The sequence below is a fragment of the Paraclostridium dentum genome (assembly GCF_012922555.1).
Classification (GTDB): domain Bacteria; phylum Bacillota; class Clostridia; order Peptostreptococcales; family Peptostreptococcaceae; genus Paraclostridium; species Paraclostridium dentum.
Genome location: NZ_WIPK01000013.1, coordinates 65,297 through 78,011 on the forward strand (window position 1 = coordinate 65,297; position 12,715 = coordinate 78,011).

At 28.4% G+C, this 12,715-nt stretch carries 13 protein-coding genes and 1 other annotated feature; of the genes, 2 read left to right on the forward strand and 11 right to left on the reverse strand.

Going from position 1 to position 12,715, the window contains the following annotated elements:
* Positions 1–18: 18 nt before the first annotated feature.
* Positions 19–228: a binding site (T-box leader), on the reverse strand.
* A gap of 171 nt (positions 229–399) precedes the next feature.
* Both GFJ41_RS15135 and GFJ41_RS15140 read right to left on the reverse strand, forming a co-directional pair.
* Positions 400–924, reverse strand: coding sequence for a spore maturation protein (locus GFJ41_RS15135; protein WP_021430363.1), 525 nt, complete (start codon positions 922–924; stop codon positions 400–402).
* Positions 924–1,502 carry a nucleoside recognition domain-containing protein gene (locus GFJ41_RS15140; protein ID WP_021430415.1) on the reverse strand — a complete coding sequence of 193 codons (579 nt, stop codon included), beginning with the start codon at positions 1,500–1,502 and terminating at the stop codon, positions 924–926. Before GFJ41_RS15140 ends, GFJ41_RS15135 begins: the two co-directional genes overlap by 1 nt.
* 129 nt (positions 1,503–1,631) lie before the next feature.
* Between GFJ41_RS15140 and GFJ41_RS15145 the strand changes: the two genes are divergently transcribed.
* Together GFJ41_RS15145 and GFJ41_RS15150 are read left to right on the forward strand one after the other, a co-directional pair.
* Positions 1,632–3,062, forward strand: a complete 1,431-nt coding sequence (locus GFJ41_RS15145) for a nicotinate phosphoribosyltransferase (protein WP_035118389.1) — start codon at positions 1,632–1,634, stop codon at positions 3,060–3,062.
* A 30-nt stretch (positions 3,063–3,092) separates the two neighbouring features.
* A complete protein-coding gene (locus tag GFJ41_RS15150) occupies positions 3,093–3,521 on the forward strand; it encodes an Lrp/AsnC family transcriptional regulator (protein ID WP_021430395.1) in 429 nt (142 codons plus the stop codon).
* Between the two features lie 29 nt (positions 3,522–3,550).
* Here GFJ41_RS15150 and GFJ41_RS15155 read toward each other — a convergent pair whose 3' ends face one another.
* The 9 genes from GFJ41_RS15155 to GFJ41_RS15195 form a co-directional block, all read right to left on the reverse strand.
* The gene (locus GFJ41_RS15155; RefSeq protein WP_170075767.1) at positions 3,551–4,246 is read right to left on the reverse strand and encodes a M15 family metallopeptidase; all 696 of its coding nucleotides are present in this window, start codon (positions 4,244–4,246) and stop codon (positions 3,551–3,553) included.
* Between the two features lie 179 nt (positions 4,247–4,425).
* Positions 4,426–5,616, reverse strand: coding sequence for a pyridoxal phosphate-dependent aminotransferase (locus tag GFJ41_RS15160; RefSeq protein ID WP_170075768.1), 1,191 nt, complete (start codon positions 5,614–5,616; stop codon positions 4,426–4,428).
* A gap of 223 nt (positions 5,617–5,839) precedes the next feature.
* Positions 5,840–6,538 (reverse strand): HD domain-containing protein, encoded by a 699-nt coding sequence (locus GFJ41_RS15165; RefSeq protein ID WP_170075769.1) that lies wholly within the window; start codon positions 6,536–6,538, stop codon positions 5,840–5,842.
* 17 nt (positions 6,539–6,555) lie between these two features.
* Entirely contained in the window at positions 6,556–7,389 is an 834-nt protein-coding gene (gene rsmI / locus GFJ41_RS15170; RefSeq protein WP_170075770.1) for a 16S rRNA (cytidine(1402)-2'-O)-methyltransferase, read from the reverse strand.
* Complete coding sequence (locus GFJ41_RS15175) at positions 7,390–8,142, reverse strand: tRNA1(Val) (adenine(37)-N6)-methyltransferase (RefSeq protein ID WP_021430351.1); 753 nt, start codon at positions 8,140–8,142, stop codon at positions 7,390–7,392. It abuts the gene before it with no gap.
* A gap of 200 nt (positions 8,143–8,342) precedes the next feature.
* A complete protein-coding gene (locus tag GFJ41_RS15180) occupies positions 8,343–9,227 on the reverse strand; it encodes a PSP1 domain-containing protein (RefSeq protein WP_021430378.1) in 885 nt (294 codons plus the stop codon).
* The gene (locus GFJ41_RS15185; protein ID WP_021430405.1) at positions 9,224–10,159 is read right to left on the reverse strand and encodes a DNA polymerase III subunit; all 936 of its coding nucleotides are present in this window, start codon (positions 10,157–10,159) and stop codon (positions 9,224–9,226) included. Before GFJ41_RS15185 ends, GFJ41_RS15180 begins: the two co-directional genes overlap by 4 nt.
* A 2-nt stretch (positions 10,160–10,161) precedes the next feature.
* On the reverse strand, positions 10,162–10,851 hold the full coding sequence (locus GFJ41_RS15190; protein ID WP_021430404.1) for a dTMP kinase: 690 nt from the start codon (positions 10,849–10,851) through the stop codon (positions 10,162–10,164).
* Positions 10,852–10,924: 73 nt separating this feature from the next.
* On the reverse strand, positions 10,925–12,340 hold the full coding sequence (locus GFJ41_RS15195; protein ID WP_170075771.1) for an aminotransferase class I/II-fold pyridoxal phosphate-dependent enzyme: 1,416 nt from the start codon (positions 12,338–12,340) through the stop codon (positions 10,925–10,927).
* Between the last annotated feature and the right edge of the window lie 375 nt (positions 12,341–12,715).

The window sequence follows — 12,715 nt, forward strand, 5'->3', positions numbered from 1 at the left end:
GTCCCTTGGTTATAAAAACCAAGAGACGAATTATATCCGCGTTACCACTCTAATTGATAAGTAAACTTATCCACTCTATCCTTTAAGGCAGGCTCACCGATTACCATACTATTATTTCAGGCAACCTTCTCCAAAGCTCTCTTCACAATAAACTTCATTACTAGGCTCACACCAACCCTAGCTCGCTGAAACTCAATTTAATGTTACTCTCTTTTTCATAGAATTTAATTTTGAAATTTTATTATAAACTAATTATAGTGCCTTATTATGTAATTGTAAATAAAAATTTTTAAAATTTAACAAAAAACTTTTTTGTTTAAATTCTGCAAAATGTTTTTAGTCTATCGAACAATATTGGACATGCTATGTATAAGATATTAAATTTTAAGATTCAATATTTTAAGCAAATAATATGTAACATATAAACACAGCCGCTAATACACCTGCAACATGACTCATCATTGCACACGCTAAAGTATGTCTAGTATTTTTTATTTTTAAGCTTCCAAAATATATAGCCATTGTATAAAATATGGTTTCCGATGCTCCAACTATAGTTGCTCCCATTTGCTCAACTAAATTTCCCATTCCTACCCTACTTACAAGTTCATTATACATTCCTAAAGCTCCACTTCCCGATAAAGGTTTCACTATTATAAGACCTATCAGCTCTTTTGGAATACTAAATAATTCTGCTATAGGCTTAAATATAAACTCTAACATATCAATCCCTTTTCCACTTTTAAAGATTCCTATTGCTAAAAATATTCCTATTATGTATGGCAATATACTCCATGTAGCCTTCAATCCATCTATAGCACCTTTAACAAAACTATCATATATATCTACACCTTTTATCTTTCCATGAATTACAATTCCTAAAATAATAATCGGTATTATAGAATTCGAAAATAAATCAATCATTACTTATACCTCCTTCTTTGAAGGAATTTACAACTTGTTATTGCAACTATTGTAGATATAATTGTCGCAAATAAAGTTGAAATAATTATTTCTCCTGGATTTGTTGATCCTCCATCTAACCTTAATTTAATCATGGTAAATGGAATAATTTGTATAGATGAAATATTTATTACTAAAAACATAATCATATCATTTGTGGCTGTGTCTTTTCTTTTATTTAAAGTTTGTAATTCATTCATAGCTTTTAGTCCAAATGCTGTTGCTCCATTCCCTGCGCCTAACATATTTAAAACCATATTCATAACTATATATGACATAGCTTTGTGACCTTTTGGAATAGATGGAAATAATTTTTTTAAAATAGGATATAATATATCCCCTATTTTATTTATTAATCCAGAATCTTTAGCTATATTCATAATCCCCATCCAAAGGGCCATTATTCCGGCTAAACTTACTGCAAATTCAATTCCTTTAGATGATTCATTCAATATAACCTCATTTAATTGTGCTAAATTATTCGTACATATGCTTCCTACTATCCCAATTGAAATCATCCAAAACCATATTTTTCCCATACAAATCTACCCCCTCTTATGAATTTTATGATAGTAAGTTCCCATATTATACTTGAAACTTATCCTATATTATGTTTTAGTATACTTATGTAATTTTTTTATATTTTTAGGGTAATAAGGAGATATATAATGAAAAATTTAACACTTCTTACTGACTTATATCAGCTTACTATGATTAATGGATATTTTGAGAATGGTGTTCATGATGATATAGTCGTATTTGATATGTTTTTTAGGAAAAACGCTTGCAAGGGTGGGTATACGATTGTTTGTGGTATAGATCAACTAGTTGAGTACATAAATAACCTTAATTTTTCCAACAGTGACTTGGAATATCTTAGGGGATTAAACTTATTCTCAGATGAATTTTTAGATTTCTTAAAAGATTTTAAATTTACAGGAGATATTTATTCTGTTCCTGAAGGAACTGTAATGTTCCCAAATGAACCTATAATAAGGATTAAAGCACCACTTTATCAAGCTCAACTTATTGAAACTGCATTACTTACAATAGTAAACTTCCAGTCACTAATAGCTAGTAAAGCTTCAAGAGTTTGCTTTGCAGCTCAAGGTGATTCCGTATTAGAATTTGGATTAAGACGTGCTCAAGGTCCAGATGCAGGAATATATGGTGCAAGAGCAGCTATAATCGGGGGATGTAGTGCTACTGCAAATGTACTCGCAGGGAAAATGTTTGATATCCCTATAGTTGGAACTCATGCTCATAGCTGGGTTCAAAAATTCGATTCTGAATTAGAGGCATTTGAAGCTTATGCAAAAATTTATCCAGATAAGTGCCTTCTATTAGTAGATACTTATGATGTTTTAAATAGTGGAGTTCCTAATGCAATTAAAGTCTTTAAAGATTTAAAGACTAAAGGCTATAAACCAGTTGGAATCAGACTAGACTCTGGTGATTTAGATTATTTATCTAAAGCATGTAAAAAAGTATTAGATTCAGAAGGTTTCACGGATATACAGATAACAGCATCTAATGATTTAGATGAATATGCTATATCAAGTTTAAAATCATCTGGTTCTCCAATTAATTCTTGGGGAGTTGGAACAAAGCTAATAACTTCAGCTGATTCTCCATCATTAGGAGGAGTTTATAAACTGGTAGCGTCTTTTAAAAATAACCAAATTGAACCAAAAATAAAAATTTCTGAAGATCCAGAGAAAATTACTAACCCTGGATACAAAAAAGTTGTTAGAATATATAATAATCAAGGAAAAGCTGAAGCAGATTTAATAATGCTTGAAGATGAGGTTCTAGATACTACAAAACCATTGACTGTGTTCCATCCAGTATATACATGGAAGAAAAAAACATTTAAAAATTATACAATCAGAGAGCTTTTACAGCCTTTATTTGTTAATGGAAATTGTGTATATGAAAAAAGATCAGTGTCTGAAATAAAAAAATATACTCAAAATGAACTAAATACTTTATGGAGAGAATATAGACGACTAGTCTATCCTCAAACATACAAAGTTGACTTATCTGAAAATCTTTGGAATCTAAAAAATTCTATGCTAGACACTAAAAAAAATATTTAACTAATATCGAAAGTCGAAAGGAGTTTTAATATGGATGCAACAGATTTTAAAATTATAGAACTACTACAAGAAGATGGTAGAATTTCCATGAAGGATTTAGGTAAAATAGTAGGTTTGACATCACCTGCAGTTTCAGAAAGAGTTAAAAGATTAGAGGAATCTGGAGTTATTAAAGGCTACAAAGCTATAGTAAATCCAGATAAATTAGGAAGAGTAATTAAATCTTTTATAAACATATCTTTACCTAGTGAAAACTATCAATCTTTTATAGACTACGTTAAACGTGATAACCGTATTGTTGAATGTCATCATATAACTGGAGATGATTGCCTTTTACTAAAAGTTATAGTTCCAGATATGTATGCACTTGAACAAGTAATTGATAAAATTAAACAAGTCGGAAGAACTAAAACATCAGTTATTCTTTCAACTATAATCGAAGGTAAATCTATATTATAAATAAAATAGAGGATGATTTTTTTCATCCTCTATTTTAATCCTAAATATTCTTCTAGTGTTAAATCATTCATTTTAAAATTCTTACTATGCTCTTTACCTACATATCTATAGTGCCAAGATTCATACATATACCCAGTTATATCTTCTTTACCTTTTGGGTATCTAAGTATAAATCCATACTTATATGCATTTTCATACAACCACTTAGCTTGCGGTGTATTGTCAAACCATGGGCCTATTGATTTTTTATAATTTCCATTTGATATATCTAAAGCTAGCCCTGTTTGATGTTCACTAAACCCTGGTACTGAAGAGTATCTATCAGCAGCTTCTTTTCCATCTCTTTGAACATAATTATTATATAGTTGAACTTGTGTATCATAACTTCTATATCCGCTTCTTACATTTATTTCAAGTCCATCTTTCTTTGCAGCTTCTTGCATTTCTTTAAAAGCTTCCATTGCTTCATAATCTTCACTTCCACTTGCTGGAGCATATTCACTAGGAAGACCATAATCTTTATTCGCAACCAATATTCCATCTATATAAAGAGGTTGTATACCTTCTATATACTCACTTCTTTCATGTTTTGGTTTTTTTTCTATGGATTCAATTTTATCCTCATTTACATCTGCATAAGTATCCTTTTCTTTTGATGATATCATGCTGTACGTTTGGAATACAATAATTGCTATAACTATAGCTACTATGCCTTTCTTTAACATAAATTCCCCCCATTATTCTATTTTTAAAACAATATTTATTATTATACTCCAAAATATTACTTAGTTCTATAATATATGACCTTTGTAATCTAATTGACATTATATAACTCAAAAACAAGAAAGCTATCTTAACAAGTAGAATATAAATCTACAAGTTAAAATAGCATGTTAATTCTTAATTATAAAGTTATAGCTTTCTCTATTCTCTCTAGACCCTCTTTTATGTTTTCTAATGATGTTGCATAAGAAAGTCTTATGTAATTATCATTTCCAAATCCTATTCCTGGAACAACAGCTACTTTTGCATCATCTAATAAATAATCAGCAAAGTCTATTGAATTTTTTATTTCTTTACCATTTAAAGTTTTACCTAATAGTTTACTTATATTTACCATTACATAAAAAGCCCCTTGTGGTTTTAAGCATGATAAATTCTCTATAGAATTAATTTTATCAACCATGAAGTCTCTTCTTTCTTTAAATGCTTCAACCATTTCCTTCAATGTATCCTCTGGGGCATTTAAAGCAGCTATTGTAGCATATTGAGCTATAGTATTTGGATTTGAAGTAGCATGACTTTGGAAATTCGACATAGACTTAGCTATTTCTTTTTTGCAAGCAGTGTATCCTATTCTCCAACCTGTCATTGCATAAGCTTTTGCTACCCCATTTACAACTATTGTTAAATCTTTTATATCTTCATTAAAAGATGCTATACTTTTATGAGTTCCTTCATATAATAATTTTTCATATATTTCATCTGAGATTACATATATATTATTTTTCACAGCTAAATCAGCTATAGCTTTTAAATCTTCTTCTTTATAAGCTGTTCCAGTTGGATTATTTGGTGTATTTAATATTATTGCTTTAGTTTTATCTGTTATTGCTGATTCTAAAGCTTCAACTGTATATTTAAATTCAGCTTCTTCTGGACACTCTACAAATACAGGTTTTGCATCTGCTAATCTTATTAGTTCTGGATAACTTACCCAATATGGATTAGGAACTATTACCTCATCCCCAGGATTACATATTGCTGATAAAGTATTAAATAATGAGTGTTTAGCTCCATTAGAAACAACTATTTGATCTTTAGTGTATTCTAAGTTATTATCTCTTTTTAATTTATCACATATAGCTTGCTTTAAACTATCCATTCCCGAAGCAGCAGTATACCCTATACTCTCATTTTCTATAGCATCTATAGCTGCATCTCTTATGTGTTTTGGAGTTCTAAAATCAGGTTCTCCTGCCCCAAATCCTATTATATCTACGCCTTGAGCTTTTAAGCTCTTAGCTTTTGCAGTTATAGCTAATGTTACCGATGGTTGAATTGATTTTAATTTATTTGATATATCTTTTCTCATTCTTTATCCTCCCCAAGCTTAAGTCATTTATAAAATCGTTTTCCAAGGTATTATTTTTTAACCTTTTTTTAATAAAATCTTTAAATATAAACGTAATAAAAGTGTATTAACTTAAAAAATTAACACACTTTTATAATATACAAATTTTTACAAATTGTCTATATCTTAATATTAAATAAAATTTTACTATACTTATATTACAACGGCTTTACTTTTATCTAAACTAACCTCTCTCATATCGATATATGTAGTTAGTTATTGCATAGTTCATATACGATTTAATTATACCCATGTTTTCATCTGGTCTTATTAATTTTCGAGTTGATACTATATCAACATATCCTATAATAAATATATCTATGCTTTCATCTTTTAGATCATCAAATATATTAAATAATCTTTCTTTGGACATATCATTATCTCTGTATAACTCAAGTAATGACATATGATATCTAATATATTTGTATAAAATAGATGAATTTAATTCACTTAAATTTAATGTTTTAGAAATTTCTAATGATTTATTTGCTCCTAATATTTCGTGTTTTTTAAAATGGATCCTTCCATTATCATCAACAGTTTGAGCTATAGGTTTACCCATATCATGTAGGAATATCCCTAATTTTATAAGATCTATTTTTTTCATTCCATTTTCTAATTCTTTATTTAAAGATTCAAATACTCCGTCTTTCAAATGACTTTCAAAAAAGTTTTCTTCCTTTAAAATATCTTCAAATAATTTAACAGCTAGAATTGAATGTTCAAAGCAATTTATAACATGATATTTGCATTCACCTACACTCTTCATATCAATAGTAATCGGTAATATTTTTGATAAATCGCCTGACTCATCCATTTTTTTTATTGAATCAACTGTATTTTCACTTTTTATACAATCCATTAGCTTTTTTACTAATGTCATGCTTTATCACCTCTATTTTATAAATCTAGAACTTGTTTATATACTATATCTTTCTTTAACTTTCTTTCTTTACAAACAGCTTTGATTGCATCTTTTTTACTTATACCTTCTTCTATAAGCTTTAGAACATACTCTCTATCATTTAAATCATCGTATTCACAAACTTTTTTCACTTCACCTTTAAAGCCTTCAACTATAAGTACAAATTCTCCTTTTACTTCTCTTTCATTAAAAATTTCTATACAACCTTGTATGTCTTTTCTTATTATTTCTTGATACTTTTTAGTTAATTCTCTATTTATTGCTATAGATCTATTACCTAATACTTTTAACATATCTTTTAAAGTATCTTTTAGTCTATGTGGTGATTCATAGAATATAATAGTTCTTTTTTCATATTGTAATTCTTCTAGTTGAGCTCTTCTTCTTTTTTTATCTCTATCTAAAAACCCTTCAAATGCAAATTTTCCAGTTTCAAGCCCTGAACCTATTAATGCCGTGATAGATGCAGTAGCCCCAGGTAATACAACTACTTCAATATCATTTTCAATAGCCTGTTTTATTACTTCTTCTCCAGGGTCTGATATTCCAGGCATTCCAGCGTCACTTATCAACGCTATATTTTCTCCGCTTAGTAATTTATTTATTAAATATCCACCTTTATTATCTTTGTTATATTCATGATAACTTGTTAATGGTTTCGATATTTCAAAATGATTTAAAAGTTTAATACTATGTCTAGTATCTTCTGCTGCTATTAAATCAACTTCATTTAAAACTCTTAAGGTTCTATATGTTATATCTTCTAAGTTTCCTATTGGAGTTCCACATACATATAATTTTCCACTCATTTACTTTTCTCCTATATCTTGATTTGCATATATGTCATCAATTTCTTTAGTATAATTTCCATCCTCATCATAAACATATAATGGATCTAATATTTTCAAATCTGGTCTTCCACCCTTAGTAAATTGAACTAACATTATGTTAGGAGCTTTGCCTTGCTTAGGATGAATAAACTGAATTTGCTTTGGCTCTAACTTATACTGTCTTGCTAATGTTATTATTTCTATCAGTCTAGTTGGTCTGTGGATCATGTAAAACTTACCTGTATCTTTCAATAATCTCGATGCTGATCTTATAACATCTTCTAAATTGCATTTTACTTCATGTCTTGATATAGCTTTTTTATCATTTGGATTTTTTATTCCATTATCATGCATATATGGAGGATTTGAAGTAACTACATCAAACTTGTTAACTTCTAAAGTTTTATCTATTACTTTTATATCTCCATTTACAATTTTAACTCTATCTTGTAAGTCATTTAATAGTACAGATCTTGAAGCCATCTCATAAACTTCTTCTTGGATCTCTACACCTATAATTTCCTTAGCTTCACTTTTACCAGCTATTAATATTGGTATTATACCTGTTCCTGTTCCTAAATCTACTACGCTAGCACCTCTTTTTACTTTAGCAAAGTTAGCTAGTAAAACAGCATCTACTCCAAAACAAAATCCAGTTGTGTCTTGTATCAACCTTAGTCCTTTAAGTTGAATATCATCTATTCTTTCCGTCTCTTTTATTTTTACGTCCATAAATCTACTCCTTAACATTAAAAATTCGCTTCGCTCATGCCGCCAACGACTTCATCCGTTGCTTAAAATCTTTTTAACGCTCAAAATATAGTGTTTTGATACAAATAAATTTTGTAGATTATTCACAAATTCCAGCAAGTGTAATTTCTTTAAGCGTTAAAAATTCACAATTTAAAGGGTAGGAAATATCCTACCCCCTATTAATCTTCTAATTTTTTTAACTCTCTTAATGTCTCTGCATCAAGTTTTTCATCTTTTTGTCCACATCCAGCACATTTCTTAGCTTCTTGTAAAATCTTTATATCTTCTCTTTCATAAAGTTTTATATTTTTATCTTGTAATTCTACTTTAATTTGTTCTAAAAGAGGGTTAATTTCAATTACTTTTCCTTTTCCATCTGGAGATTGTACTATAGAACCTACTGTTGGCATTTTTTCTAATGCTTCACTATATACATCGTGTTCATATTTCAAACAACAGAATAATCTACCACATATACCTGAAATTTTAGTAGGATTAAGTGATAAACTTTGATCCTTCGCCATTTTTATAGAAACAGGTTGGAAATCTCCTAACCAAGAAGAACAACATAATCTTCTTCCGCAAGGTCCAAGTCCTCCTATAGATTTAGCTTCGTCTCTTACTCCAATTTGTCTTAATTCTATTCTAGTCTTAAATATAGAAGCTAAGTCTTTTACAAGTTCTCTAAAATCTATTCTTCCTTCTGCTGTAAAATAGAATATTAGCTTATTTCTATCAAATGTATACTCACAATCTATAAGAAACATAGTTAATTCATGTTCTTTTATTTTTTGTTGGCAAACCTCAAAAGTTTCTTTCGCCTTTTCTTTATTTTCTAAATAAATCTTAGTATCTTCTTCTGTTGCTATTCTTACAATAGGTTTTAAAGGTGATACTAGCTCACTTTCATCTAATTCCTTAGGTCCTACTACAACCTTACCATATTCTAATCCCCTTGCAGTTTCTACTACTACATCTACATTTTTCTCTATTTCAAATTCTACAGGATCAAAATAATATATTTTTCCTGCACTTTTGAATCTAACACCCACTATTCTTATCATTTAATCACCTCATATATATTTAAAGACATCACTTGTATACTCAAATTAAAGTTACAATTACTTCTTAACTTTTTCTTAGTCTCTTCTATTATATCAATAATCTTAGACACTTGAGAATAGTTAATTTTTTTGCTCATATTTTGTAAAAATGTTATTTTATCTATATTTATAATCATATCTTTATTTATATTTTCTTTTAACATCATTATATCTCTAAAATAATTCAAAGTTATATCCAAAACTTCAATAATATTATCTTTATATTTATCATACTTACTTGGAAGTTCTAATATATCAACTACATTCTTATCTAACATAGTTTGTATATTACTTTGAATATCTTCTCTCATTACCATAAAATCTGATGACTCAGACAGCTCTAAAGCTTTGCTTATACTTCCTCTAGAAAATGTAGCTAACATGCTAGCTTTTCTATCTTCAATTCCCTTTGTTTTCAAATACTCCTTTAATTCTATAAACGGTATTGGTAAAAACTTTACTATATCACATCTTGACTTTATTGTATCTAGTAATGAGTTTTTATTATTTGTTAAAAGTATTATTATTACGTAGTTAGGTGGCTCTTCTAATGTTTTTAATAATGCATTTTGAGACTCTATAGTCATTTTTTCCGCATCAGTAATTAAATATATTTTATAGTCTCCATGTGGCTTTATTATAACATCAGTCTGTAAGCTTCTTATTTGAGCTATTTTTATACTTGCACCTTGAGGTTCTATAGATATAAAATCAGGGTTATTCTCAAGATGTTTTGTTTTAAGTAAAAATTTTGCAAACTCTTGTGCAAGTGTGCTTTTACCAACTCCATTTATTCCCTCAAATAAATATGCATGATTTATTTTATCTTTTGTAATAGAGTTTGATAAATATTTTTTAGCAAAACTTTGTCCTATAATATTTTCAAAATACATATCTATTTCTCCATAGAATCTATAGTTTTTTTAACGACTTTATATATTTCTTCATGTATGCTATCTATACTTCTTAATTTTTCATCGTTTATACAATCAATCTTATTCCAATTATACTTGTTTGCTATATATAAAGAGTTATTATATGATCTTGTTAGATAGTCTATATCACTTTCATGTATATCCTTTTTTTCTTCTCCTGTAAACTTATTTTTTCTATTTTCCATAAGTTTTTTACTAAACTCTACAGGAACATCCAAAAATACTACACAATCTGGTTGTGGAATCTTATATAAATTAAACTCAAAGTCAAATAACCAATTTATATATTTATCTCTTTCTTGTTCGTCCATTTTTGATGCTTGATGAACCATATTTGAAGTAGTATATCTATCTGCTATTATAATTCCGCCTTCATTATAAAAAGATTCCCATTCCGTTTTAAAAGATGCGTATCTATCTGCTGCAAAGAATGTAGAAGCTACATATGCATCTACGTCATTAGCATTTTTCCCGAAGTCTCCATTTAAATACATCTTAACTAGTGAAGCAGAATCTGATTTATAGTTTGGATATTCGACTTTTTTTACTTTATACCCATCCTCTATTAATCTATTGTATAATTTTTTGGTTTGAGTTGCTTTTCCGCTAGCATCTGAACCACTTTCTATAATTATTAACTTTCCTTTCATTTTTTACACCTATCAATATTGATCACGCTTAATATACTCATCGTAACTAATATTGTCTTCCTTTCTTATGAATTTAATCTATGTCTATAACTTGAATAAACCTAAGTTCACTATCTTTAACTCCATTAACGTTCATTCCCTTAGATTTACATTCTATAATGTATTCAATAACTTCTTTTGTGATCTCTTCTCCTGGAGATACTAAGCTAACTCCAGGTGGATATGGTATTATATACTCACCTGAAATTTTTCCTATGCTATTCTCTATTTTAACATTTTTTTTATCCATATAGAATGCTTCTCTTGGACTTAATATCTTTTTAGGTAATTTAATTGGATACGATACGCTTTTTAAATGATCTTCTTTCTTATAAATTTTATCGATTTCAAATAATACATCTTTTAACTTTAAAAATTCATCTTTTGTATTCCCAATTGTTGCAATCAATAAAACACCATAATAATTAGATAACTCAACCTGTATATTATAATTTTCTCTTAAAATATTTTCTAATTCATGTCCCGTAATCCCAAGTTTCTTTGTATTTAAAAATATTTTAGTATAATCTTTACTTTCATCTACTTTAATATTTTTAAGCTTATAAAGTTCACTTTTAAATTCATTTATATTGCTTAAAAGTTTGTCTATCAAATCAAACCCGTTTTTTTCGTATATATCTACAGCTATATCCAAAGATGCCATAAGTAAATATGATGGGCTTGAAGATTCTGTTATTCTCAGCATATTTGTTAACTTATTTATATTTATTCTATTTCCTTTAATATGAATCATAGATGATTGTGTAAAGGATGGCAATGTTTTATGAGTACTTTGTATTACTATATCTGCGCCTTGGCTTAATGCTGTCTCTGGTAGCTTCTCACTTAACCCTAAGTGAGCTCCATGGGCTTCATCTATTATAACAGTCATACCTTTTTCATGTGCATAACTACAAATAGACTTTAAATCAAATACATCTCCAAAATAAGTTGGATAAGTCAGAAAAACTGCCTTGGCATCTAAATTTGAGTCTATCACTCTTTTTACATCATCAAAACTAACTCCAGATAAAGTATTACTATCTTTATTTATACTAGGGTTAACATAAATTGGATCTATATCTCCAATTATACAAGAATTAATCGCTGACTGATGGCAATCTCTATTTAGTATTATTTTTTCTTTAGGATTTACAGAAGCCATTATAGCTGCCTCAATTCCACAAGTAGATCCATTCACTAAATAAAAAGTTTTATCGCTTTTAAATACTTCTGAAGCCCTTTTAAGAGACTCTTTTATACACTCTTCTGGTGAATGTAAATTATCTGTCCCTGGAATCTCAGTTGTATCTAGTTTGTATAAATTTTCAAGTATATCTTGATACCCTAGCATTTTATATATAGCGCCTTTCTTATGACCTGGCATATGAAATGATATTATATTATCATCAACTATTTTTCTTAAAGAATCTATTATTGGTGTATTCATTATTTTAACTTTTACTTTAACTTAAATTTCAAGCTAAAGATCCTCCTCCCAAAACATATTGTGATTATATTAAACTACTATTTTAATCATATAATTATAATCAAGTTTTTTAAAGTATCTTTTATCATTTTTTACTTTATATAGTTTAATCACATATCGTATAATCGAAATTTTTTTATTTTTATACAACAAAAACTTATTAGGATTAAGTTACAATGAATAACTCATTTTAAATCATCTGCTCTTATCTCCTTATGACATACCGTATAAACGCAATCCTTTTATATTTTCACACAACAAAAAGTGGTTGATATTTAGTTTGCAGCGAAGTGGTCATTTAAAGCATCTTTTCAGCTTTATGACCCAAGCGCAAAC